This is a genomic window from Hydrococcus rivularis NIES-593 (assembly GCF_001904635.1).
In the GTDB taxonomy this organism is placed as follows: Bacteria; Cyanobacteriota; Cyanobacteriia; order Cyanobacteriales; family Microcystaceae; genus Hydrococcus; species Hydrococcus rivularis.
Map to the genome: position 1 here is coordinate 127,235 of NZ_MRCB01000006.1, position 25,385 is coordinate 152,619.

Sequence of the window (25,385 nt, forward strand, 5' to 3'; positions counted from 1 at the left end):
TCAGATTAGATTAAACTGATTCTTGAATAATTTTATCCTTTCATAACCTTTCTCCGTAAAAGTAATGTAAGCTAAATCTAAATTCCACCCAAGACCGATATTGAGATAAAGCAAACATTAGATCTACATCTCATAAGCAAGTAATGAATCGTTTAGCCATTCCAACAAAAGACATCCCACGCTCGCATCGAGTTGATTTTTCAGCAACGCTGGAAAAGATGCCCTTAGATGAATTGCAGAAAATCGTACAAAAGCTCAAATCCGATCTAGATAGAGCAGTACGATTTGTTAGCGAGCAGGAGAGAGAACTGGTTTCGCAACGCCGAAGGCTAGCCTTGTTAGAAGATAAAATTGACAAGGCTACCACCGAGTCCGAACAGTTGCGCTTGCGCTTAGAGCTAGTCAACGAACAAGAGAAAAAAGAGATGTTGGAGGCGACGCTAATCGGTCAGCGCCGCAACCTTCAAAAACGAGAAGAGATTTTCAACCAACACTGGCAGGTGCTTAACCGTCGGCAACGAACTTCTGAAACCGGCGAACAAGTTCCCGCTCGTAAATATAATTTCAAACCCCTAATCGGTCAAAGCGAAGAACTCCCAAAAACAGAGGAGCTAGATGATTTAGAAGCCAGCGCCCAGAAAAACAGTAATTTACACGCTTATCTGCGAACTTTTTGGCGTAAAGCAGGGTTGATCGCCGGAATTACTGGCGTGACAACTTTTATTGCTCTGCTCATTTCTGCGACCGAGTCTCAGGTTTACACGGGTAACTTTTATCTGCTGGTCGAACCCATCAGCACGGCCGGCAAATTAACCGATCCTTCAACCTTAACCCGCACATCAGGGGTTCCACAGGAAGAATTGTTTTCACTGGATTACCCTACTAATCTTGCCTTCTTACAAAGTCCGGGAATGACATCTAGAATTGCCGAGGATGTCTACAAAAAAGAACTCACGGGCAACTTTCCTGCTATCTGGAAAGACATACGAGAAAATCTATCCGTCAAGCGAATTGGAGAAGGAAGAGAAGCAACGAAAATTTTTGAAGTAACCTACAAAGGCGCCAATCCGCAAGAAGTTCTGACGGTTTTAGAAACCGCGGCCGACACTTTCCTAAAATACAGCGCTGAAGATAGACAAACTAACATCAAAGCGGGAATCGAATTTATTGACAAACAACTTCCCGATCTACAGAAACGACTTGAAAACTTTAAGAGTCAACAGCAACAACTTCGACAACAGCACGAGTTGATCGATCCGATTGCGAAAAGTCAAGAATTGATGGCTCAAATCAGTCAAATCGACGAACAACTCCTGGCTAATCGAAGCCAACTCGACTCGCGCCGGAAACTCTATACGGTTCTACAGAGACAACTAAAACTAAATCCTCAAGAAGCTCTAGCTTCGGCTGCTCTGAGTCAAGATCCGTCTCGTTTAGCTCTGTTGAGCCAACTTCAGGAAGTAGAAAGTCAAATTGCGGCAGAATCATCTCGTTTTACCTCTAGGAGTCCCCAGATGCAAACGCTGGAGGAAAAACGACGAAATATTCAAAACCTGCTCGCTCAAAAAACCAAGACCATTCTGACTCAAAACGCTTTCTCAGTTAAAGAGAATTCCCCAATCTTAGCCTATCAAGATCCGACGCGCTTGAAGCTGATCGATCAATTAGTCGATACGGCTAACCAAATTCAAGTGCTAGAAGTGAATACGCAGTCATTGGCAACGGCAAAGAGTACCCTAGAAAAACAAGCCAGACAACTACCCAAGATTGCCAATCAATATAGCGCGTTGGAGCGGCAAATCGCCCTAACCAATGAGGTTCTTGACAAGCTCTTGATGCAGCGAGAAACCCTCAAAGTTGAAGCGGCTCAAGATTTGCCTTGGCAACTGATTTCCAAACCGCAAATTCCTCTTAATGCCGATGGACAGCCAATTGGCGAGTCTCCAGGTCGTCTGAAGGTAGTTGCTGCTGGCGCGATGGCAGGAATGTTAATAGGAATGATCCTGGCTGTCTGGTTAGAAAGACGGCGGGATGTTTTCTACTCCAATGACGATATTCAGGATATCCTGTCACTGCCCGTTGTCGGAGATATTCCTTACGACAAACGTTTTTCTCTGGGTTCCGATCTCGTTCTCGCGCTAGATAAATCGGCAAAGAAGACAAAAGAAGCAGAAAACGACGAAACAGCGGCTGATGATGCTTCCTTCCTAGCTGCTTTTGAATCGCTTTATGCCCAACTTTGTTTTCAGCATAGCGGTTCGTCATTGAACTCTATAGCCGTTTCCTCAACAGAAGCAGAAGATGGACAATCTACCGTGGCCCTATATCTAGCGAAAACAGTAGCAAGAACGGGTAAGCGAGTTCTTTTAGTAGACGCTAATTTCATTAATCCTCAACTTCACGAGTGGCTCAACTTGCCTAACTATGGAGGTCTTAGCCATCTTTTGGCAGAATCCATCCCCTCGGAAAAAGTCATCCAAAGCGTTCCCGATACCGAGAATCTATTTATCTTAACCGCAGGGATTTCTCACCCCGATCCTTCTATGCGAGTTTGGTCTTCTCGGATGCAGAATCTGATGGAAGAACTACACTCAAAATACGACCTTGTGATTTATGATGCGCCTAAGTTTCTCGACTTTACGGATACGAGTTTCTTAGCCGCTCAAACCGACGGCATTCTCATGGTCGCAGGAGTCGGTAAGACGAGCCAATCGTTGCTCAAGAAAGCGATCGCTCGCATTAATGGATTCAACTTGACCAGTTTGGGGGTTGTTGCTAACCATCTGACTTCAAAATAGCTAGATAAAGCTAGATAAAGAATGTAACGGTCGCGGTCATTTCGCCTACAAGTGGTGAAATGACCGTTGTTTTTTCAGATCGATCGTTAAAATGTGAAAAATTAAAAAGTTTTTCAATCCAAAATGGTATGACGTATGGGCGATCGCCGTGGCAAAGTTTATCTGGTCGGTGCAGGACTGGGAGGAATTGACTATCTTACCCTAAGAGCACAACAGTTGCTATCGCATGCAGAAGTTTTAATTTATGATGCCTTAGTCGATCCCCAACTTCTGCAACTCGTCCCCAACGATTGTTTGAAACTGGATGTTGGTAAGCGGGGAGGATTGTCCAGTACGCCTCAAAAGGAAATTAATCAACTCTTAGTCGATTACTGTTTGCAAGGAAAACAGGTAATAAGACTCAAAAGCGGCGATCCCTTAATTTTTGGGCGCGCCAACCCCGAAATGGAAGCCCTACAAGTGGCGGGGTGCGACTTTGAACTCGTACCGGGAATTTCCTCTGCTTTAGGTGCACCATTACTGGCAGGCATTCCTCTGACAGATAAAGATTTCAGCCGTTGTTTTGTCACCTTAAGTGCTCACGAACCCGAATTGCTCGACTGGGAAGCGATTTCTCGGATCGATACTCTAGTTATTTTAATGGGCGGACGCTTATTAGGAGAAATTGTCCAAAGACTGCAAGAAAACGGGCGATCGCCTGGCGAACCCATTGCCATTATTCGCAATGGCGGTCGCCGAGAACAACAGGTTTGGATTGGCACCTTAGCCGATATAGTAGATCGAACTGCTGGTATTTCTCTCTCACCTGCGGTCATCGTTATTGGCGAAGTCGTAAACCTGAGAAAAATGACTGATTCCCCATCCCTTCCCTTGGCTGGAAAAACCGCCCTCGTCACCCGTTCGGCAGAACAATCGAGTAATTTTACCCATCTGCTGCAAGCGCAAGGGGCAACCGTTATTGAAATGCCTGCCCTAGAAATTCGTCCCCCGTCGAGTTGGGAGGCACTAGATAGCGCGATCGCTCGCCTGTGTGAATTTGACTGGCTTATCCTCACTTCTGCCAACGGCGTAGAATATTTCTTTAAACGTCTGGAAACTAAAGGATTAGATGCCCGCGCTTTAGCAGGAATAAAAATAGCCGTCGTTGGCAAAAAGACCTCTGCAATTCTCAAACAATACGGCGTAAAACCCGACTTTATTCCTCCCAATTTCGTGGCTGATTCTTTAGTTGAAAATTTTCCAGACGCGATCGCTAATAAAAAAATTCTTTTTCCTCGCGTGGAAACGGGCGGAAGAGAAGTTTTAGTCAAAGAATTAACCGATCGAGGAGCCGAAGTATTAGAAGTTGCAGCCTATCAGTCGGCATGTCCCGATAAAATTGCACCCCAAGCATGGGAAGCTTTGCAACAAAAAAGAGTAAATATTATTACCTTTGCTAGTTCCAAAACTGTACGACATTTTTGTCAATTAATAGAAAAAGCTTTGGATACTAATTCAACGGTAACTTTACAAGAATTATTAAAGGATACTTGTATCGCTTCTATCGGTCCTCAAACTTCTAGGGATTGTTATGAATTGTTGGGAAGAGTGGATGTAGAAGCAAAAGAATTTACTTTGGATGGATTAACCAATGCGATCGCACAGTGGTCTCAAAATGTCAAGAACTAAAATTGATGTGTTGCTTCTATAGTTTATATCAAATCCGTTTAATTAGTCATAGTATATAGTACGACCAACAGGAGTCGCGAGCGGGACGTTTGCATCAAGCGCAGTGCCCAAGAGGACGGATCGCACTACTTGTTATTGTGGTCATTCAACCGGATTTAATATTATTCCAGGGGATCGGACTGCGATAGTGTCGTACCATCTCGATAGCGTTCTTGCAGTTTTAAGCGAATCTCGGCATGAACTTCACGGGTTATGGGGTAGAAATAGGCAAGAATCAAGCCTCCGATTAAAAATAGAGCAGGTAAAGGACCGATCGCAAGGCGAATAGCCCATAAAGCACTTTCAGGCTGAATTGGAATCGGTTGTCCGGCTTCTCTCTCAATAAATCCTGCCGCTTCGAGGGCAATACCCACCACAAACAGTCCTAACGCCAAACCAAATTTTTGCAACAAAACCATAAAGGCATAAAATACCCCTTCGCGACGCTTACCCGTTTTCAGTTCGTCGAGTTCGATGATATCCGGGATCATCGACCAAGGAATGAGATAGGCAACTGAAACCCCAAACCCTGTCACGATCGCTCCAAAATACATTAAACCCACTTGAGATGGTTGCAGCATAAATAGCAAAACTTGAGCGACGATCCAAAGGCTCATTCCCATAAAATAAACAACTTTTTTATCAAATTTTTTACTGACTGCCTGCCAGAAAAATAGCATCACTAAAGCAGTGCCTTGAACTGCCAGAGCAACCATTCCAGACTGCTGTTCTGGCAACCTCATCCAACTGACGACAAAGTAAACCAAAATAGATGCAGTCAATTGAACGGCTAGCCAAGAGCAAAGGTAAATGCCAATCACGAACAAAAAAGGTTTGTTGGTGAAAACAATCTGTAACTGTTCTTTGAAAGGAATGGAAAGCGCTTGTTGAGCCTCTAATTGTCTGGCTGCATCATCATCGACCAAATGGGATTCGGGGTTAGCAAAGAAAAGCGTAATTCCAAATGCAATTATCAGCACACTTAAAAGCCAAGCCGAAATGCTCTGGTAGTCAATCCCTCCCGACGTGCTAATTAAATGATAGATCCCGTATGAATTACAACCTACTCCGATCGCGATTAATAAAATTCCCAAACGCTTTTTCTGCCGTTGGTTTAAGATCGGGTCAGCTCCTCTTTCCTGGATGCGTAGCGTACACCAAAGTATTGCTACGACTGATACCACACCACAAAGAATTCCCAGCACTTCATAACCTTGAGCTGGATTCTCAGCATAGGCATCGATGATTAGTATATACAGAATCAGAGATAGTATACTGCCACCAATAGAAAAGGCAAAGCGAAAGCTATTCAGGCTAGTGCGTTCGTTGTAATCCTGAGTCAGTTCGGGAGTGAGAGCAGTATAGGGGAGGTTAACCATCGTGTAGGCAATATTAAAAAGAATGCCAATCAGAACGTAATAGCCAAACAGCCACCATTGATTAGCTACCCGATCGCTGCTAAAGTGAGGAATAACCCACTGCAAGTAGTAGATAATTCCAAAAGGAACTGCCCCAAATAGCATCCAGGGTAGGCGACGACCCCAGCGAGAACGAGTGCGATCGCTCATGATTCCAACGATCGGATCGTTGATCGCATCGGCAATTTTACCAATCATGAGAATGCTACTCGCTAAACCAGCGGGCAAACCCGCTACATCTGTAAAGAAAAACAACAGATAAAAGACTAAAATATTAGCAGTGATAGCAGGCCCGAGATCGCCGGCTCCATAGGTTAATTTAGTGGAAAATTTCAGTTTTTCCGATTTGGGGACGATCGCTGACGATGGTTCGGACGGGGAAATTCCGCTCATATAAATTATGAATTTTAAATTCTAGTTTATTAGTTTGGGAAATTATAGGACTAGAGCTTGTTTGTTTCTTTAACAAATGCCAATTGGTACGAGGGTTAGGTAATTGCCTCCCAAAAAGTAGGGTTTTCCGCCTAATGGCCTAGCATAGCTTGCCAAGAAAATTGATAAATTAATAAATGAAGGATAAATCGTTCATCTCTGTTAGTAGAGACGGAAGTAAGGAAAAATTTTCCTGAAGGAACGCGCCTCATTCGATACCACAACAAATTTGAAGGAGGCGACATGAAAACTAATTATCTCGGCATTCAAACTAAGCGCAATTCTGAATCAATTAGCGAACAGGCTCGCTTGCTGATGAGCCAAAGCCGTCACAAACAGCACAATCGTCAACAATCAATGTTGCACAGAGCGGCAGAAGAAGTGGGGATTGAGGTCTAGATGAATGGCTCCTCAGTCAGGAGCCATTTCTAATTCAGGGCAACAAAGGGCATGCCCTAGGAACGCATCCCCTTTCTCAATTTTATGTAGGATTAACTCAGATCTTGCACTACGCTTCTGCTCGATTGCGAAAGTCCTCGCCTATAGGACTAAATGATTACTAGATAAGACTTTCAGTTCATTTTAATGGACTTATGCTCTTAGCCAAGAAATTTATTTCTTGGCTTGACCCGACCAACTGACCCAATGGGGAGATCTTCGAGAGAAGATGTTTGAGCTAGATCGCTGGTCAATTCCATCGAGTTTGGCTCCAACCGTATCGGCTACGCTTAAATCGGTGTTAACTAGGATCGCCCCACTCAGATTAGCACCACTTAAATCTGCCCCATCTAGATGAACCTCTCTTAAGTTGGCTCGGCTGAGATTGGCATTATGTAAGTTGGCACAACGCAAGTCAGCTCCGGTGAGGTCAGCTCCACTGAGATTGGCAGAGGTTAAATCGGCTCCGATGAGGTTAATCTCTGTTAAATTAGCTCCGACTAAGTTAGCTTTGACGAGATCGGCATCGGTCAAGTTAGCCTGTTTTAAACAAGCACCACTTAAATCGGTTTCGCTCAAATCAGATCCACTTAAATCAGCGCGAGTCAAGTTGATGCGTTGGAACTTCAAACCTTGTAAATTGGCTATGTGAAGATTAACTTCCTCAAAATTGCGTTGATTTTTGAGGTAACGAATGAATAGTTCTCTGACCTTCATGAGTTCGCCCTCCCTTCACTTTTAAATCGATATTTTTAGTAGCTTGTGAAACTTAGCTGCGATCGAGTCGTTGAAAAATGTCAGCATCTTGTGACTTAATTGTAAAAAAATTTTCTCCTCAAATCGATTAAAAAAATTAATCTATACTTAACGGATCGACATCAATAGATAGGCTTACCGATTGAGGACATAAATTCCGTAACTCGTTCAAAATTAGTAGATTTTCTCTTGCCTCGGCAGCAAACTTGAGCAGAATATGCCAGCGATAGCGACGTGCCACTCGCATAATATTAGCTGGCGCGGGTCCTAAGATTTCGCAATCCGAATTCAATAGATTAGTACAAGCATCTGCCACGCTCTGTGCACTATTTTGTACCTCAACCCCATCAATGCCGCTCAATCTTATCAGAACTAACCGTCCGTAGGGCGGATAATTTAGAGCTTCTCGTTGCGATAATTCAGCCTCGACAAAATTGTCATAATCGTGCCGTCGCACGGCTTGAATGACGGGATGTTCTGGGGCATAGGTTTGGACGATGACTCGTCCTGGTTCGTCGCCTCGACCCGCACGACCGGCTACCTGGGTTAATGTTTGAAAGGCTCGTTCTGAGGCGCGGTAATCGCAATGGTGCAACAATCCATCTGCCGATACGATTCCGACAAGAGTAACTTGGTCAAGATCGAGTCCTTTGGTCAGCATTTGAGTCCCCACTAAAACATCCGCCTCTCCTCTGGCAAATTGACTCAGTAAGGTGCGATGTGCTCCTTTGGTACGAGTGGTATCGCTATCAAAGCGAATCCATCGCAGTTTAGGGAACTGTTGCGTTAGCTCTTGCGTAACTTTTTGCGTTCCGCTGCCAAAGAATTTTAAATAGGGAGAACCGCATTCGGGACAGTTACGCGGTTGCAGGCAACTGTAATTACAGTAATGACAGCGCAATAATTCCGTCGCTCCTTCATGGGTGTAATGATAGGAGAGGGATACATCGCAGTGGGGACATTCCATGACATAGCCGCAACTTCTGCAAGAGACAAAGGTGCTGTGTCCGCGACGATTAATAAACAGAATTGCCTGTTGCTGTCTCTGTTGCAGAGATTCTAGCGCTTCTTGCAGCGAGCGACTGAAAATAGATCGATTTCCTATTTGTAATTCCCGCCTCATATCGACAATTTCTACTGGCGGTAGGGGACGGGATTGGATTCTCTGGGGCAGGGAAAGGTAATAGGATTTTGTCTTAGGGATTGGGAGATTTTTTCTTTCTTCCTTGTGACTTCTAACCTCTACCCAACTTTCTAATGAAGGCGTTGCAGAACCTAAAATTAAGGGACACTCTTCTAATTCAGCTCGCCATTTGGCAACGGTACGAGCGTGATAGGTGGGAAGGAGTTGGGTTTGTTTGAAGCTGGAGTCATGTTCTTCGTCTAGGACGATTAAACCGAGTTTGGGTAGGGGTGCAAAGATTGCCGAACGGGTGCCGATGACGATTTGGGGTTCGCCTGCCAGCATCTGTCGCCAAGTATCGTAACGCTCGCCGTCCGAAAGCGCGCTATGATAGACGCAGACTTTATGACCAAAACGAGCGCGGAAACGGTCGGTTAATTGCGGGGTTAAGCCGATTTCTGGAACGAGGACGAGCGCGGATTTTCCAGATTCTAAAATAGGCGCGATCGCTTGTAAATAGATTTCGGTTTTTCCCGAACCCGTTACTCCGTGCAGCAAAACTTGAGCAAATCCTTCTAGGGTACGAATCGTCGCTAGCGCTTTTGCTTGGTCTTGGGTCAGGGTTTTCGGAGCATCGCTCGTCGGACGTTCTTCGTTGAGGAGGCGCAGTCTTTCTCGCTGTTGAATGACGACGCATCCTTTACTGGCTAGCACATCTACAATGGCGGAACTTGCTTTGCATAATTGCAATAATTCATTTAGCCACAGTTCGCCGCCTCGATGTCGCAAAACTTCTAAGACTTCTCGCTGCCGTTGGGTTAAGTCAATGGGAAAACTTTCTACAATTAATGTCACCGCTTTTTGCAGTTTGGGACGGGTGGTTTTTGGAGGTTCGAGATAGCTTTCTACCCAACCGCGCTTGACTAATTCTCGGATGCCTCGATTGGCATTTCTAATCTGGCGTTGCAGGTATTGGGCGCTATAATCTCCCTCTTTTTGAGATTTGAGTAGTTGCAGAATTTGTCCTGCCGATGGGCTGCAAAATGTCTCTGCACCTTGAGGAAGCCATTCTCGCCTCAGACGAATGCGACGTTGAGATCGCCCCAACAATCCCGGCGGCAAAGCTGCTTTAATGACTGCTATTAAATCGGTACAATAATACTCGGCAACGCGGTTGAGCAACTGCCAATAAGAACTGGGGAAAAAACCAGCACTAATGACATCTTCTACCTCGCGAATCCGACTGGGATCGAGATCGGCGCTTGGCGATTTTACCCAGCCAATGGCAATTCCTCCTAAGATCTGCGATCCAAACGGAACGCTGACGATATCTCCGGGTTTGACAGCTAAATCTGAGGGCAGGCGATAGGTGTACAATCCCTGTACGCCGGGACAATCGACTAAGATTTCTAGCCATTTCTCCTCTGACGAGCCAAATTGATATGAAGCGCTAGGCTCAGCTACGACGAGACCAAAATCAGTATCTGACATAGAGCAGCGATCGAGGTAATAAATTCTAGCTTACAGTTAATAGCGTCACTTCTGACTTCTTCATGGGCTAACTGAGAGAGATATTAAGAACCTTTGTCTTTTACTACACAATTTTTAGGCGATCGGCTACAGTGTAGGCAGAAACTCTAATCGCTTTTTTAGTTTTAGGAGAGAAGGCAAGTTCGCTAAACTTTTATTGAAGGCTATCTCGGCGGCGATCGAAATTTAAAAAAAGTATTTATCAAAGAGCGTAAAAGGAAAATGTATGGCAATCTATATAACTCTTAGTTCCTTAGCACGGTCTGTTCAAATTGCTTTATCTGCTAATTCTAAATCACATTAACCTCGGCAATTTTTGATTTTGTAATTATATAAACAAAAGTTTTTAATGATTCTGCTAGTTTATTCTATGCCGGGAATCCAGCGATTTAAAAAATTTTTAAAAAAGCATTCATCGGTATAAAATGTCAAAAACGGCCAACTAGAAACAAAGAAATTGCTCTAACCGAGTTTAATTTTTGTTATCCAAAATTAACAATTAGCTTATGAAAAGCCCCAAGTTGACACAAGACGATAATCTAAACTCGACAGCTAATCTAGATAGATTGGGCGATCTCGAACGAGATAACAACGAGGAAACCGATTTTAATCCAATTGATATTGAATTTACAGAAGATATAGATAGAGCAAGCAATCATTCTGCATCGGGATATATTAAAACTAATGCAGACGATACAGTTGGCGCTTTCTTTAAAGAAATGGCACGCTATCCTCTGCTCAAACCCGAAGAAGAAATTGAGTTAGCCCATAGCGTCAAATTTCTGGTAGATGCCGAGGAAACGCGCAGGCAACTGCAAGAAGCATTCAAGCGCCCGCCAACAAAAGCAGAATGGGCACAGGCGCTCAAAATGGCAAACGAGCGCCAGCTAGAAAACCGTCTTTATCGGGGACGTTGTGCCAAACGCAAGATGATTCGCTCGAATTTGCGCTTGGTCGTCTCCATTGCTAAACGCTATCTCAATCGAGGCGTTCCCTTCCTAGATTTGATTCAAGAAGGCGCGATCGGGCTAAATCGAGCAACAGAAAAATTCGATCCCAACAAGGGCTATAAGTTTTCTACCTACGCCTATTGGTGGATTCGCCAAGCGATCACGCGCACGATCGCTAACGATGCACGTACCATTCGCCTGCCCATTCATATCGTTGAGAAACTTAACAAACTCAAAAAAGCACAGCGCGTCCTCAAACAGAACTTGCAACGCAATCCCAACGAGGACGAATTGGCTCAAGAACTCGAAGTCAGCCGCAACCAGTTACGCCAGTTGTTGCAACTGAGACGGCAATCGCTTTCGCTCAATCATCGCGTTGGCAAAGGAGAAGATACCGAATTAGTCGATTTGCTTGAAGATAACGATCTCCAGCTCCCTGAAGAAAAAATGAGCGAAGCCATGTTGCGACAAGAAATCTCAGAGGTACTGAGCGATGTTCTTACCGAACGCGAGAAAGATGTAATCTCCTTGCGCTATGGCTTAGCCACCAGTCAACCCTATACCTTGGAGGAAGTTGGCGGCATGTTTAATCTTTCCCGCGAACGGGTGCGCCAAATTCAAAGTAAAGCCATGCGCAAGTTACGCCGCCCTCAAGTCGCTCGCCGTCTCAAGGGTTGGTTGAATTAGCTCAGTCGCATCGATCCAATGACATTCTAATGACAAAGCGATCGCGAGGAGCAATTGCTCGAATGGCTGGAAGACTACGGCGTTATAGAGGCGTGGAAGCCAGCCAAACCCCTAGCAATTGGCAATGTCGAAGTCGAGACGCTCGACAGTGTGGGAAGTGTAGAAAGTGTGGGAGGTGTGGGGAGTGTGGGGAGACAATTAACAGCTAACCACCAACCACTAACCAAAATCCAGATTTCAGAGGATTTATTCGTCGTGCCAGAATATCGTCGTCGCGGTATTGCCAAAGCGATGTTAACTCATCTCGCGCAGTTGGCACGCGATCGCGGCGTGGGACGATTAGAGTGGAGCGTTCTAGATTGGAACGACCCCGCCATTATCGGGGCAAAGATTTTAGAAGAATGGCGAATTTGTCGAATTGCGGGAGATTCGATTTTTCAATTAGCCGATGGCACATAGATCGAAGAAAGTTTAGCCGGCTAAGTCAAATAGCTTTCTTTGTTTTATCCTTAAAACAGCGATTTGAGGAGCGGAGCGAGTCGAAGGATCGCGCTCGTCTAACGTTTGTAGGCACTACTTATACCAATATGGTATTCAATCATGCATCCCCGGCAAAGTCTAATCGAGATTTTTTCTACGTTTGCACAATTTGAGGCAGAACAGTTCAGTCGGTGGGTGACGGATCTCCGTCTGCGTCGCAGCATGCAGAATTGCCTAGAGCGAGGCTGGCAAGCAGATAGCTCGGAAAACTTTTGGTGGCTCTACTGGTATAAAGTTTGGCAATCTCAACCTGCCCCAAAAAAGAAAGACGATCTCAACAAAAGTCGTGCGCGATCGCACCTGACGGCATACTTACAAGAAGCTTGTTACTGGGCAGCCCAAAAAGCGATCGCTAACTTTTCTAAGACTCAATATACTTTGCCCGATTGTTTTCAAGTAGCGATCGCTCAGATCGAGAAAGTGCTAAAGGGCTTTAGTCCGGATCGAGGGTTTAATCTAAAAAACTATGCCAGCGTCATTTTCGCCAACGTCATTCGCGAAAATCTGCGCCAGCGTCAAGAAATCGATATCTGTACGCCTTGGGCGCTATTGCGCAAGCTGAGTCAAAAACGATTGGTGGAGTCTTTAGAGGCAATTGGGTTGACTTCAGACGCGATCGCCCGTTACCTTCTCGCTTGGAAATGTTTTAAGATGCTTTACGTGCCTTCGATTGGAGAGACTTCAACTCGCCAACTCAACCAGCCAGATCGTCCGACTTGGGAAGCGATCGCTTCTCTTTATAACAAAGAATGCTCCCCCTCGGAACTGGAAGGCACTCCAGAAACCTTAGAACAGTGGCTGCTCGACTGTGCGAAAGCTGCTCGTTCCTATCTTTATCCGACTTTGACCTCGATTAATGCGCCAACGCCGGGACAAGAATCTGGCGAACTGCAAGATTACCTGCCAGCAACCGAGTCTGAATCTTTGCTGGCCGACGCGATCGCAGCGCAAGAAGAACGGACAAGGCTTTCCCAACAAACTCAGCTTAATGAAATTTTAAGCGCTGCCTTGACTGGGATGGACGCAGAGGCACAGCAACTCCTACAACTGTACTACGGTCGAGGTCTCAAGCAACAGGAAATAGCCGAGCAACTGGAAACCAAACAGTACGCGGTTTCGAGGCGACTCGCCAAAGCCAGACAATCGTTGCTCCTGACGCTTGCCCGGTGGAGTCAAGAGCAACTGCATATTTCGCTCGCGTCAGACGTACTCGACAACATTAGTAAGGTTCTAGAAGAATGGCTTTCGACACGCTATAGTCAAACCAATTCATAACTGTGAATTGCCAATTGGGAATTGACAATTGCTAGAGTCATTCTTCCGATGCATCCAATCGAGAGTAGCCCGATGATTTTTCCTAACCCCACGCAACTCTGCCTAGAAATTCTGCCAGCAGATCGCGATCGCGCTAAGCAACAAAGCCAATCGTTTTCAACGCCAGCTTCTCGTTGGAGAGCCTATCTCAACCAACTGTGTCTGAGTGCAGTCTTGCCTTGGTTGCAACAGGAGTACGATCCCCAGGCGCAGGTTTGGCTTGGTATGGCTGCCCTGCCTAGCTTTTGGGAAGTTGTTAATGGCGTTGCGATCGCCCTCGATAACATGCGTTTTTTATTGATCCCCAGCGAAGCGATCGATCTCGACGAAATGCGGGTGCAGCAAGAATGGATCGATCTTCCCAGTTGGGCGGCAGATTATTATTTGGCGGTGCAGATCGAGCCAGATGAAGGATGGGTGAGGATTTGGGGCTATGCTACCCACCAGCAATTGAAAATTCGGGGGAACTACGACCGGAGCGATCGCACCTATTCTTTAGATGAAGAGGACTTAATTGCAGATTTCAACGTTTTCTGGGTGGCTAGACAACTCTGTCCGGGAGAACCAACGCGAGCGGCGATCGCATCGCTTCCCAGTTTATCCTTAGATTGCGCCGAAAATTTGCTCGCTCGCCTGAGCGAGCGAGCCGTTATCGAACCTCGACTTGCCGTACCTTTTTCCCTTTGGGGATCGCTCCTAGAACACGGAGGTTGGCGACAGCGACTGTATGAAAAGCGCTTGGGCAGACAAGAGCAATGGTCGGTGCTTGATTGGCTTCGCGGCGGCGTTTCAGGATTAGCTAAACAAATGGCCTGGGAACGGTTCGAGTTGCAAACAGCATCGAAAGAAGGATCCACAGAAGAGAAAGCTCCAGCGATTTCAACCGTTCTATCGCGTCAGTTAATCGTCAACCATCAACCTTATGAGTTGCGGGCACTTCCTTTGAGCGATCCCGAAGCCAGAATTTGGCGCTTCGAGTTACGCAGTACCTCCTTAGCTGGCTCGATCCCCAGAGGATTTAAACTGAGACTGTTGACTGAAGATTTACAGCCTTTTGAAAACAACGAGGACATTGCCACAGAAGCTGTAGATCGGCTATACGTTGAGGTAGCCATCTCGCCGGGGGAAGGATTGGTTTGGGAGGTCGAGCCATCTCCAGAGAATTGCGATCGCGAAATCTTGCGGTTTTGAGGCAGCGCTAAACGGCAGCCGCATCGGATTCTATTGCCAACTGTTCGCTGCTGGGCAACTCCAGACAATAGCCCGCGCCGTAAACGGTTTTGATATAGCGAGGATGGCGGGGATCGGGTTCTAATTTCGTTCTCAAATGACGAATGTGGACTCGAATGGTTTCGATATCGTCATCGGGATCGTAACCCCATACCTCTTTGAGAATTTCGCTCGGAGCGACGGTTTGACCGTGGCGTTGCAGCAGACAATGGAGTAGCTCAAACTCTAGGTGAGTGAGCTTGACGGTGGTGTCGAACCAGATTGCTTCAAAGCGTTCGGGAACTAAGGTTAGCGGGCCGTAGTTAAGAATTTCCGAATGCTTGGCGGCTTGAGGAATGCGATCGGTTCTGCGTAGCAAGGCTCTGACTCTTGCTAGCATCTCTTCGACTTCAAATGGCTTGGTTAGGTAATCATCAGCCCCTGCATTAAAGCCTTCTACCTTATCCTGAGTCTGACTTAGAGCCGTCAACATCAAGACGGGGATATCAGCTGTGCGAGTGTCTCGGCGCAGTCGCTGACAGACCGTAAAACCATCGACTTTGGGTAGCATCAGATCGAGCATGATTAGGTCTGGCTGCAATTGAACGGCGAGCGCTTGACCTTTTATGCCGTCTTCGGCTTGATTCACGTCATAACCAGCCATTTCCAAGTTAATGGAAACCAATTCCGAGATCGAGGGGTCGTCATCAATTACAAGTATTCGAGGCATCAGCAAATAGTTATGACTACGATTTCTGTAAAGGTAAGATAAGAAGTGTGAGTTTAGAATAAGATTCCTGTACTGATTATAAGCACGATCGCAAAATTCTTTCTTGATTTGTCTGACTTTAGAGATAATTTTTTGGCGATCGCACCTGGTTATGTTAAGAATTCTTTAAAAAAAGAAAACTTTTTCAAATCTAAAGATTTTATTAATCGATTTATCTCTTTAGTTGTTATTACTTTCTCTAACTAATATGTAAAAATTTGTAAAAGATTTGTGTGCTTTCTTGTAGCCCTAGATGAGCGATCTTTTTCAGACATATCCGTGGTTGAGCAATGGTCTATCAATGACTCTTTATACGGCTTTGAGAGCTGGCAAGACTTGGGAGAAAACCATCTGCGAACCCCAACCATCCGAACGCGAACAGATTTTTCTCGGTGCGGGAGGAGTGCCAATTTTTGGGACGATCGCCATTCCCGATCGCCCGCGAGGTACGATAATCGGCACCTATGGAATTACAGGCGATCTCAACAATCAATGGTATCTTAAATTACTCAGACGCAAGGCATTCGCTCAAAATTATGCAGTCGTTCTTTTCGATTGGCGAGCGCACGGCGCAACGGCAAAATTATCGCCAACATTAACCTCTGATGGCTTATACGAAGGGGAAGATTTCGTTCGCATTGCCGCAGGGGCGAAAGCAATGGGCTGTCCTGCCCCATTCTGGTTTACAGGCTATTCTCTAGGAGGACAGTTAGCACTGTGGGGGGCGAAAGCAGCGCAGACGCTTGTCTGCTGGGGGCAAGATTTAGAACTAGCGCCATCGGAAATAGGCGGGGTAGCAGTCATCTGTCCCAATTTAGACTCCAATCGCTCCCTTTCCTATCTAGTTCGACAGCCCTTGGGCAAGTATATAGAAAAAGCGATTACTGGGGAACTCAAAAAACTCGCTTGGAAACTGCATCAATTTCACCCTCAAGAAATCGATCCGGCAGCGATCGCAAGGGCAAATAGCATTTGGGGATTCGATCGCGAATTGGTAATCGAACGCTTGGGTTTTTCCTCGGTTGAAGAATACTACGACGCAAGCAATGCGCTCAAACTCTTGCCTTCTCTCAAAATTCCCACGCTGATTCTCTATGCCGCCGACGATCCCATGTTCGATCCGGCGATCGTACCCGACTTGCAAGCTGCTTGTACCAACAATCCAAACATCGACTTGATGCTAACCGCGCGTGGCGGTCACGTCGGCTATCTCAGCAGTAAATCGGGTCAGCGTCTTGCCAAGGATCGCGATCGCTGGTGGGCGTGGAATCGAATATTGGAGTGGTGCGATCGCGGCTCGCCCAAACCGATTTGACAATATTAGTGTAAAGGACTAGGGTGAAAAAAAGATAGTAAGTTAGCAAGACACGGAACGTTCTAAAAAACTAGAAAACTATTTTTGGTCAATAGCCAAGAAAAGCCAGCAGTCTCAATAGGCGATCGCACTAGAGTCTCGATCGCGAGTTAGTTGTTACTCATAGTAGCTTTAGCATAGATGGATGAGCGATGTTAGCTCCCCAGCCTAAAAAAGAATGAAAAGAAAGGAGTATACAAATGGCACAAGCCCAACCCGGCGATACGGTGAAAGTTCACTATACCGGAAAATTAGAGGATGGCACGATATTCGATTCCAGTGCCGATCGCGATCCACTGCAATTCTCCATCGGTGAAGGAAGAGTCATTCCCGGCTTCGAACAGGCAGCGATTGGGATGAGTCCGGGCGATTCAAAGACTGTAACCATTCCAGCCGAGCAAGCCTACGGTTCCCATCGTCCAGAATTAGTTATGGTAGTCGAACGCCAGCGCATGCCAGCAGACTTATCGGTTGAGGTGGGTCAACAGTTAGAGATTCGCCAGTCAAACGGTCAGGTCATTCCTGTCATCGTTACCGATGTTTCCGAGTCCAAAGTGACTCTCGATGCCAACCATCCCTTAGCAGGACAAGACCTAACCTTCGAGATCGAGCTAGTTGAGGTTAGCTAGTCATTCTTTCGCTAACCTCAGTATGTTCGATTTTAGTCATTGGGCGAGCCTTATATCTAGAAGGCTCGCCTTTAAAATGATAGTGAATAGGGGTATTAATTGCGAACCGAAGCGCAGAAATTTTCGACTGCCGTGCAGCCCGGAGGGCGAGCATCGTTGATAATTGTGAATTGCGAATTGCGAATTGACATTGCTCGTCGTAAGAATTCTTAATAAAAAGTCTCATCAAATCGGTTTACTCTACCCAAATAGGTAAATTCTCGAATTTTTGTCGCCAAAAATACACCAAACGTTAACTCAAAAGATAGGAAGTTTAGCATGAGTGTTAATCTAGCAACCATGTTGCGCGAAGGGACTAAAAAATCCCACACAATGGCAGAAAACGTTGGTTTTGTCAAGTGCTTTTTAAAAGGTGTTGTTGAAAAAAATTCATATCGCACTTTAGTGGCTAACCTCTACTTCGTCTACAGTGCGATGGAAGAGGAGATGGAGAAACTTCGCCAACACCCAATCGTCTCCAAGATTTATTTTCCACAGTTAAATCGCAAGCACAGTTTAGAGCAAGATTTACACTACTACTACGGCTCTAACTGGCGCAACGAAATCAAGCTCTCAAAAGCAGGAGAAGCCTACGTTCAGCGCATTCGGGAAATTGCAGCCACTCAACCCGAACTCTTGGTCGCCCACTCTTACACGCGCTATTTGGGAGATTTGTCTGGCGGACAGATTCTCAAAAAAATTGCTCAACGGGCAATGAATCTCAACGGCGGCGGGACGGCTTTCTATGAGTTTCAAGACATTCCTGACGAGAAAGCATTTAAAAATCTATATCGCCAAGCAATGAACGATCTGAGCGTCGATGAAAAAACTGCCGAACAGATCGTTGCTGAAGCCAATGCCGCTTTTAGCATGAACATGAAGATGTTCCAAGAGCTAGAGGGAAATTTAATTATGGCGATCGGTCGCATGCTCTACAATACTCTTACCCGCCGTCGGACTCCTGGCAGTACCGAATTGGCTACTTCTGAGTCCTAAGTTTTCAGTAGCAAAAATTTAATAGATTCGGATTGTTTCAATCTTGAGTAAAATTTGACAATCCTGAAAGCTGGGTTGCGGTGAGTAAAATCGTTATCTAGCTGTCAGGATTGTCAGCTTTTTGAGAGGAATTTTAATTACCAGCACTAGGAAATTGCGTCATTTCTTTAAGTCTGAGAGCTAACGGGGTGACGAACCAGTTGAAAACAAGCCGTGTAGGCAAAGAACAGTTCGAGCAAATGATTCGGGAGAAAAAATTGCCCGAATGGGCAGAATATGCGGGCAATTATTAGAAATAGAAGTCGTCGGGGCAAGAAAAATCAAAGAGAGGCAAGGATTCGGAAGACGCGATCGCCCGCCGTCTCGAACAGACAAAAGAAGAACTGGCAGCCAGTCATGAATTCGATCGTCAAATTGTCAACGACGATCTCGAAACAGCCCTAGCAGAAATTGAAGCAGCGATTTTTACTTAATGGCTGGCTGAGTTACCAATCTTCTGGCTCAATCTTCCCGTTTAATTGAGATCTGAACCTTCATTTCGGACTCAGACGTCTTGCCAGTCTCAATAACTGACTTGACAGGAGTAGTAGTCCCAACAATGGGAGAAGCATAAGCGGGTAGGGCGCTGGCAACTAATGCGATGTGGCGATCGCCTACGGCTAATCCGTGAGTCGGATCGTAACCTCGCCATCCCGCACCGGGTAAATAAACTTCTACCCATGCATGTAAATCCCGTTCTTCTTTATCGAGATCGCCTTCCTGATAGCCGCTGACAAATCGCGCTGCCAAACCGATAGCGCGGCTAACTTCCATAAATAATACAGAAAAATCGCGACAAGAACCCCGTTTTGACTTCCAGGTCAGCTCGGCTTGCCAGGGTTTGCCCGTCTCGCGGATAATATACTCGCAATTTTTATAAATCCGTTCGTTCAAAGTAGAAAGAAAAGCCAACGTGTTTCCTTTAACTTCATCGGCAATTTCCAGGGCTAAGTGCACTGCTGCCGGATCGAAAGCGACTCCATAGGGTTTTAGATAGGGCTGAAGCTGCGTCAATAAAGAACTCGGATAGTCAATTGGCAATTTTGTTGCCCAAGGTTCCAGTAAATAGCCAAAAGGATTTTCTACGTAGGTTTCTACTGTAGATTTAACTTCTATTGTCAATTGCTCCGTCGGTTGAGTAAACCAAAGTTGGATCGTGCTATTACCATCCAAATCGATGGTTTGAGAAATGCCCGTCGGTTGGGGTTCGACAACGAGAGAAAAATCGAGCAACTTTTGCCATCCATCGCAGCGAGGGCGCAGTCGCAAGAGATGGGGTTTTAAAAAGACTGGTTGGTTATAGGTATAGACGGTTTTGTGGAAAATATGGTAAAGCACTTTAGTCAAGGAAAAAAGTCAAAGGGAAAAAGGAAAAAAGATAACTTTGTTTTTACCTTTTTTCTTTTTAAGATTGGCTATTAACCAGACTTGGCGCACGGGATTCAAGACCGAAAAAGTTGGTGCCAAGTTCGTCTCCTATCCGATTGATTTCCATTTGCATGCGATCCAAAAATTCGTGTAACCCGGTCTCAATGACATCCTCTATGGTTAAATAACCTAATTGAGAACACAATCGACCTAAAGAACGTTCTGCCCCATTACACCAAGTTCCCCTGGGAGTAGTTGTGATTTCGTGAAGCGATCGCTGCATTCGATCCAAACAAAACGCGATCGCTCGCGGAAACTGACGGTTCAAAATCAAAAATTCAGCGACGTTACTCGGCGTAATCCGATGTTCGCATTTGCGATACATTTCATAGGCGCTTGCCGATTTTAAAAGAGCGATCCATTGAATTTGATCCAACGGCGTTCCTACCCACTGTGCTGAAGGGAGTAAATAAAAGTATTTTACGTCCAGAATTCTTGCCGTTTTATCGGCACGTTCTATCAATCTGCCGATATGCCCAAAATGCCAGCCTTCATTATGAGTCATCGTGGCATCCATCACGCCTGCAAAGCGATGGCTAGACAGTTTTACCTGAGTAAAAAAACTCGGCAAAGTTGTCTGCGGCTGTTTTTGGGCGGCTTCCCTAACCATGTAGTAAAAAGAATTTACCTCTTCCCACATTTCAGAGGAGATGATTTCTCGAATGGAACGGGCGTTTTCCCGCGCCATACAGACACAAGACAAAATTGAGTTAGGATAATCCGCATCAAAGGTGAGGAACTGAATGACATTTTCTGCCGTTGGTTCCCCATAACGCTCTTTGAAGAGTGGTAAATCTCCTGTCGTCATTATCAAAGGTTCCCACTGCTGGGTCATCATCCCCGAAGGGACATCGAGCATTAAATTGAGATTGACATCCACAAAACGAGCCACATTTTCAGCCCGTTCGATGTAACGATTTAGCCAGTAAATAGAATCAGCAACTCGACTTAGCATATGTACAAGGAAAAAGTTAAAAGGAAAAAGGCAAAAACAGAATTTTTACTATTAACGACAATTGCACCAATAATGCGTGTTAATTCTTCGGCTTCTGCCTGAAGACTTACAAGTTTTTCTGGAGGTATAATTGCTGTTGCTGCGAGCAACCTTAACCAATAGACAGTCTCACGAGCTTCTTTCAATGCGATCGCATTCTTATGGATGAAATCTACTTGACTCTGACTTTTCCTCATGATTCATCTCGCTTGTCTTTCCTTTTTGCCTTTGTCCTTTTTACTTTCTCAATACCCAAGTGTCCTTGCTGCCGCCGCCTTGGGAAGAGTTGACGACTAAGGAACCTTTTCTGAGGGCTACGCGGGTTAATCCGCCGGGATGGACGTGAATTTCTTCGCCGCGATGGAGAATGTAAGGGCGCAAGTCTACGTGTCTTCCCTCGATTTGGTCTTCGATGAGGGTAGGAACGCGCGAGAGGCTGAGGGTGGGTTGGGCGATGTAGTTGCGGGGAGAATCTTTAATGCGTTGGGCGAACTCTTCCCGTTCTGCTTGCGTGGATTTGACCCCAACTAACATGCCGTATCCGCCAGATTCGTTGGCAGCTTTAACGACTAATTTATCTAAGTTCTGTAAGACGAATTCTCGGTCTTTGTCTTGCCAACACAGGTAAGTCGGAACGTTGGAGAGGATCGGTTGCTCTCCTAGATAGTAGCGAATCATGTCGGGAACGTAGGCATAGATTACCTTATCGTCTGCTACGCCCGTTCCGGGGGCATTTGCCAGGGCGACGCGCCCTTGACGGTAGACTTCGACCAATCCCGGCACGCCCAATAGGGATTCGGGACGAAAGACTTGCGGATCGATGAAGTCGTCGTCTACTCGACGATAGACGACATCGACGCGACGCAGCCCTTTAGTAGTTTTCATCTGCAAATAGCCATCGACGACAACGAGGTCGCGACCTTCTACCAATTCCACGCCCATCTGTTGCGCTAGGAAGGAGTGTTCAAAATAGGCTGAGTTGTAGATACCGGGGGTCAGGACGACGACGGTGGGTTCGGGCAGTTGGGACGGGGCTAGATTGAGTAAGGTTTCCAGTAAATGACTGGGATAGTCATCGACGGGTTGAATTGCCATCGTCTGGAAAATTTCGGGAAAGGTGCTTTTCATGACCCGACGATTTTCCAGTACGTAGGAAATGCCGGAGGGGACGCGCAGGTTGTCTTCGAGAACGTACCACTGACCGTCGCGATCGCGCACTAGATCCGTTCCCGTCACGTGACACCAAACTCCCGCGGGCGGTTTTATCCCCATGCAAGGTTTGAGGAATCCTTTGGCAGAATAAATGACATCAGCTGGAATTTTGCCATCTTTAACGATGAGTTGTCGATCGTATATGTCTCCCAGGAAGAGGTTTAGCGCCCTAATCCGCTGCTTGAGTCCTGTTTCTAGGTATTCCCAGTCTTGGGCAGAGACAATTCGCGGGATAATGTCGAAGGGAAATATTTTTTCTACGCCGCGATCGTCGCTATAGACATTAAAGGTAACTCCCATATTGAACAGAGAAATCTGCGCTGTCTCCTGATGTTGCTGCAATTCTGCGATAGACAAATTTTGCATCCAATTTATTAATGATGCAGCGTGAGATCGCGGTTTTCCATCATCGAGGAATAATTCATCGTAAAAGCTTTCTGGGTCGTAGTTATCTAATAGCACAGCCACCCCTCCTAAGAAGCTCTCGTAAGATAAGTTTTTAATTACCGATCGCGCTCGCTGCTGATTCGCAGGGGTTTAGCCAATCAATCGGCTAATTACAGAATTGAACGAATTTTCTCTCGTAATTGTAGCTAATCCTACAATTTCAACAAAGTTTAGAAAATCGGAAAAGAGTCAACTTTATCTTTATAAAAAAGTTAGTAAAGTTAGTTTCTATCAAGAGTTATTTTCAGTAGGCACTCGTAGTGTTCGTTTTTAGAGCTTAATTCTCGATAACTTGCCAAATCGTGTTAAAAAACTACTTAAGTTGGGCAATCTATCATTATAGCCTTGTTCAAAAAAAATAAAGATCTTTGTTCGGTTTTAGAGATGACAAAAATTATTAAAAATAACCGCTTCGCTCGCCGAAGTTTTGAATCTATATTGGCAAAACTTTGTGGAACGACCATAGGAATAGTGCTTGGTTCCGAGTTAGCAATGGCAGCCCCCAATGGAGTCTGGCTCTCTCAACCGCAGATTCGATTCCACTCGTCTACTAACACGCTTGCTCAGGTAATGGCTGACATCCAAGGGCAAAACTACAAGGTGGTCTTTCTAGATTTTCGCAATGTGCCCGATGCAGTTCAGCAACAGACTGCCCAGATTGCACGACAGCAAGGACTAAAACCCATAGTCTGGATTCAGTCTCCTCAGTATCGTTCTCTAACGGTGCCAGAACTGATTTATGAAGCACGTCATGGGGATGGGATTCAAGTAGACGACCATTTTTTTGCTCATTACACCCTAGCAGATTTCCGCGCTCTCCGTTTTCAATACAGCCAACCAATTTTTTGCAGCATTCAGCCATTCCAGGCGGCATTAGTACCGCAGACGGGTTGTAATCAGCTCGATGTTCAATGCTATACATCTAACAACTTTACTGGCTGTGAGAAACTGGCAGACCAACTAAAAGCCGTGCTGAGTTTGTATGACAAGGACACCTATAGATATAAGGAAAAACTTGGAGGTCGTCCCTTTAATGTTTTCTTGTGGCCTTACAGTCATAAATATTTTGGGACTAGGTCGAAAGCATCTGTATTAGAAAAAACCTTACGCCCATTTTCATTTTGTCAACTTTCAAGCGCCAAAATCGAGCCAGGTTTGTCAAAGTCCGAGCGGAAATCTTTTCTGTTCGCTTTACCATTTAACCCATCCAAGAATTGTTTTTGAAGTGCTTAGAGCTAATTGCTTTAAAAAGCCTTATAATTAAGGGTAAATGACAAAAATTGCTGCCTATCAATTACCGCAATTTCTCAAACCAGGAGATTTAGTCAGGGTAGTCGCCACTAGCGGCGCATTGAAAGAATTAGAAGCCTTTAAGAAAGGGGTAGAAATTTGGCGATCGCGCGGCTATCGGGTTGAATTAGGCAATAACTGGAACATCCGCTACGGCTACTTAGCGGGAACGGATACACAACGCAGAAACGCCTTATCTCAAGCATGGCAAGATCCGGAATGTAAAGCTATTCTCTGCGCCAGAGGCGGTTACGGCAGTGCTAGATTGCTAGAAGATTGGAGATGGGAAGTCGGAAGTCGGAATTCGGAAGTCGGAAGTAAAGACGTTCCGGCGGAACGTCTGTACAGGAGTGGGGGGAGTGGGAGAGTGGGAGACTCGGAGAGTGGGAGACTCGGAGACAAGGAGGAGTGGGGGAACAAGGGAGAAAATTCCCTAATCACCAATCCAAAATCCGCCGTTCTCCCGGAAGCGGTTCCGGGAGCGTGCGGCGGCTTCGCCAAAATCTGCGGAACGCAGTCGCCGCACGCCGCTGGAATTGACGAAGTGCAAGCAGGCTCCGCCGTCAGAAGGCGGAGTACCTTGCACTTCCAGCACAACGGCGACCAAAATCCAAAATGGATCGTTGGCTTTTCCGATGTGACGGGTTTACTTTGGAGTCTTGCCGCAATTGGGATTGGCGGCGTTCACGGTTCCGTTTTGACGACGCTTGCCTCCGAACCCGATTGGTCGATTCAACGATTATTCGACTGTTTAGAAGGTCGTCCCCTCCCTCCTTTAATCGGTAAAGGTTGGGGAGAAGGTAAAACCACGGGGATATTACTGCCTGCCAATCTAACCGTCGCCACCCATCTGTTAGGGACATTCGTTCAACCTTCATTCGATGGGGCGATCTTAGCCCTAGAAGACGTGGCAGAAGCGCCCTATCGCATCGATCGCATGTTAACGCAATGGCGAATGACAGGCGCATTTAGGGGCGTCAGAGGGATCGCTTTGGGGCGGTTTAGTCGCTGCGATCCGCCGATGGGAAGTGCTAGTTGGAGTATAGAAGAAGTATTGCGCGATCGCTTAGGAGATTTGGGGATTCCCATTGTTTCCGATTTACCTTTCGGTCACGATGGAGTAAATGCTGCTTTACCCGTCGGAAGAATAGCACGTCTCGATGCAGAGCAAGGAACGTTAGATATTCTAGACAACAGCAACGAGTTTCAAGAGGAAAACGACAGCTCTCAATAATACCATTTCTAAAAAAGAACGCTACAGATACTCGATGCAAATTGTTAATTGT

General features: G+C 45.8%; 20 protein-coding genes, 1 pseudogene and 1 riboswitch. Of the genes and pseudogenes, 13 read left to right on the forward strand and 8 right to left on the reverse strand.

From position 1 onward, the window contains the following. Positions 1-218 precede the first annotated feature (218 nt). Both NIES593_RS07580 and cobA read left to right on the forward strand, forming a co-directional pair. Positions 219-2,798 carry a polysaccharide biosynthesis tyrosine autokinase gene (locus NIES593_RS07580; protein ID WP_245817352.1) on the forward strand — a complete coding sequence of 860 codons (2,580 nt, stop codon included), beginning with the start codon at positions 219-221 and terminating at the stop codon, positions 2,796-2,798. Between the two features lie 135 nt (positions 2,799-2,933). Then, positions 2,934-4,466 carry a uroporphyrinogen-III C-methyltransferase gene (gene cobA / locus NIES593_RS07585; RefSeq protein ID WP_073599000.1) on the forward strand — a complete coding sequence of 511 codons (1,533 nt, stop codon included), beginning with the start codon at positions 2,934-2,936 and terminating at the stop codon, positions 4,464-4,466. Between the two features lie 161 nt (positions 4,467-4,627). Here cobA and NIES593_RS07590 read toward each other — a convergent pair whose 3' ends face one another. Then, entirely contained in the window at positions 4,628-6,316 is a 1,689-nt protein-coding gene (locus NIES593_RS07590) for an MFS transporter (RefSeq protein ID WP_073599001.1), read from the reverse strand. A 187-nt stretch (positions 6,317-6,503) separates the two neighbouring features. After that, positions 6,504-6,563: riboswitch (Glutamine riboswitch) on the forward strand. Between the two features lie 35 nt (positions 6,564-6,598). Between NIES593_RS07590 and NIES593_RS24000 the strand changes: the two genes are divergently transcribed. Beyond that, entirely contained in the window at positions 6,599-6,754 is a 156-nt protein-coding gene (locus NIES593_RS24000) for a hypothetical protein (RefSeq protein ID WP_175561068.1), read from the forward strand. 213 nt (positions 6,755-6,967) lie between these two features. Here NIES593_RS24000 and NIES593_RS07595 read toward each other — a convergent pair whose 3' ends face one another. Continuing rightward, positions 6,968-7,510 carry a pentapeptide repeat-containing protein gene (locus NIES593_RS07595; protein ID WP_073599002.1) on the reverse strand — a complete coding sequence of 181 codons (543 nt, stop codon included), beginning with the start codon at positions 7,508-7,510 and terminating at the stop codon, positions 6,968-6,970. 136 nt (positions 7,511-7,646) lie between these two features. Further along, the gene (gene priA, locus NIES593_RS07600; protein WP_073599003.1) at positions 7,647-10,163 is read right to left on the reverse strand and encodes a primosomal protein N'; all 2,517 of its coding nucleotides are present in this window, start codon (positions 10,161-10,163) and stop codon (positions 7,647-7,649) included. A gap of 545 nt (positions 10,164-10,708) precedes the next feature. On the opposite strand from priA, the gene NIES593_RS07605 reads away from it, so the two are divergent. From NIES593_RS07605 to NIES593_RS07620, 4 genes are all read left to right on the forward strand, one after another. Then, positions 10,709-11,839, forward strand: a complete 1,131-nt coding sequence (locus tag NIES593_RS07605) for an RNA polymerase sigma factor, RpoD/SigA family (protein WP_073599004.1) — start codon at positions 10,709-10,711, stop codon at positions 11,837-11,839. A 54-nt stretch (positions 11,840-11,893) separates the two neighbouring features. After that, on the forward strand, positions 11,894-12,298 hold the full coding sequence (locus NIES593_RS07610; RefSeq protein ID WP_073599005.1) for a GNAT family N-acetyltransferase: 405 nt from the start codon (positions 11,894-11,896) through the stop codon (positions 12,296-12,298). A gap of 141 nt (positions 12,299-12,439) precedes the next feature. Continuing rightward, a complete protein-coding gene (locus NIES593_RS07615; protein ID WP_073599006.1) occupies positions 12,440-13,654 on the forward strand; it encodes a sigma-70 family RNA polymerase sigma factor in 1,215 nt (404 codons plus the stop codon). A gap of 72 nt (positions 13,655-13,726) precedes the next feature. Continuing rightward, positions 13,727-14,884, forward strand: a complete 1,158-nt coding sequence (locus tag NIES593_RS07620) for a DUF1822 family protein (protein ID WP_083602368.1) — start codon at positions 13,727-13,729, stop codon at positions 14,882-14,884. Between the two features lie 7 nt (positions 14,885-14,891). On the opposite strand, the gene NIES593_RS07625 is transcribed toward NIES593_RS07620, so the two are convergent. Beyond that, entirely contained in the window at positions 14,892-15,632 is a 741-nt protein-coding gene (locus NIES593_RS07625) for a response regulator transcription factor (protein ID WP_073599008.1), read from the reverse strand. Between the two features lie 292 nt (positions 15,633-15,924). Between NIES593_RS07625 and NIES593_RS07630 the strand changes: the two genes are divergently transcribed. The 4 genes and pseudogenes from NIES593_RS07630 to NIES593_RS23475 form a co-directional block, all read left to right on the forward strand. Beyond that, positions 15,925-16,986, forward strand: a complete 1,062-nt coding sequence (locus NIES593_RS07630; RefSeq protein ID WP_073599009.1) for a YheT family hydrolase — start codon at positions 15,925-15,927, stop codon at positions 16,984-16,986. Between the two features lie 239 nt (positions 16,987-17,225). After that, a complete protein-coding gene (locus NIES593_RS07635) occupies positions 17,226-17,654 on the forward strand; it encodes an FKBP-type peptidyl-prolyl cis-trans isomerase (RefSeq protein ID WP_073599010.1) in 429 nt (142 codons plus the stop codon). A gap of 318 nt (positions 17,655-17,972) precedes the next feature. Then, positions 17,973-18,689, forward strand: coding sequence for a biliverdin-producing heme oxygenase (locus NIES593_RS07645; RefSeq protein ID WP_073599012.1), 717 nt, complete (start codon positions 17,973-17,975; stop codon positions 18,687-18,689). 326 nt (positions 18,690-19,015) lie between these two features. After that, positions 19,016-19,162 (forward strand): annotated as a pseudogene (locus tag NIES593_RS23475) (guanylate kinase); the annotation flags it as partial. A gap of 28 nt (positions 19,163-19,190) precedes the next feature. On the opposite strand, the gene NIES593_RS07655 reads toward NIES593_RS23475, so the two are convergent. The 4 genes from NIES593_RS07655 to NIES593_RS07670 form a co-directional block, all read right to left on the reverse strand. After that, positions 19,191-20,066 carry a transglutaminase family protein gene (locus NIES593_RS07655; protein ID WP_073599013.1) on the reverse strand — a complete coding sequence of 292 codons (876 nt, stop codon included), beginning with the start codon at positions 20,064-20,066 and terminating at the stop codon, positions 19,191-19,193. Between the two features lie 67 nt (positions 20,067-20,133). Next, positions 20,134-21,111, reverse strand: coding sequence for an alpha-E domain-containing protein (locus NIES593_RS07660; RefSeq protein ID WP_073599014.1), 978 nt, complete (start codon positions 21,109-21,111; stop codon positions 20,134-20,136). After that, positions 21,105-21,347 (reverse strand): four helix bundle protein, encoded by a 243-nt coding sequence (locus NIES593_RS07665; protein ID WP_073599015.1) that lies wholly within the window; start codon positions 21,345-21,347, stop codon positions 21,105-21,107. The genes NIES593_RS07660 and NIES593_RS07665 overlap by 7 nt, the downstream gene beginning before the upstream one ends. Before the next feature lie 40 nt (positions 21,348-21,387). Continuing rightward, positions 21,388-22,824: a circularly permuted type 2 ATP-grasp protein gene (locus NIES593_RS07670; RefSeq protein WP_175561069.1), complete on the reverse strand. Its 1,437-nt coding sequence runs from the start codon at positions 22,822-22,824 to the stop codon at positions 21,388-21,390. A gap of 369 nt (positions 22,825-23,193) precedes the next feature. Between NIES593_RS07670 and NIES593_RS07675 the strand changes: the two genes are divergently transcribed. After that, positions 23,194-24,033, forward strand: coding sequence for a hypothetical protein (locus tag NIES593_RS07675; protein WP_073599017.1), 840 nt, complete (start codon positions 23,194-23,196; stop codon positions 24,031-24,033). A 46-nt stretch (positions 24,034-24,079) separates the two neighbouring features. Then, entirely contained in the window at positions 24,080-25,333 is a 1,254-nt protein-coding gene (locus tag NIES593_RS24815; RefSeq protein WP_245817353.1) for a S66 peptidase family protein, read from the forward strand. The last annotated feature ends 52 nt before the right edge of the window (positions 25,334-25,385 follow it).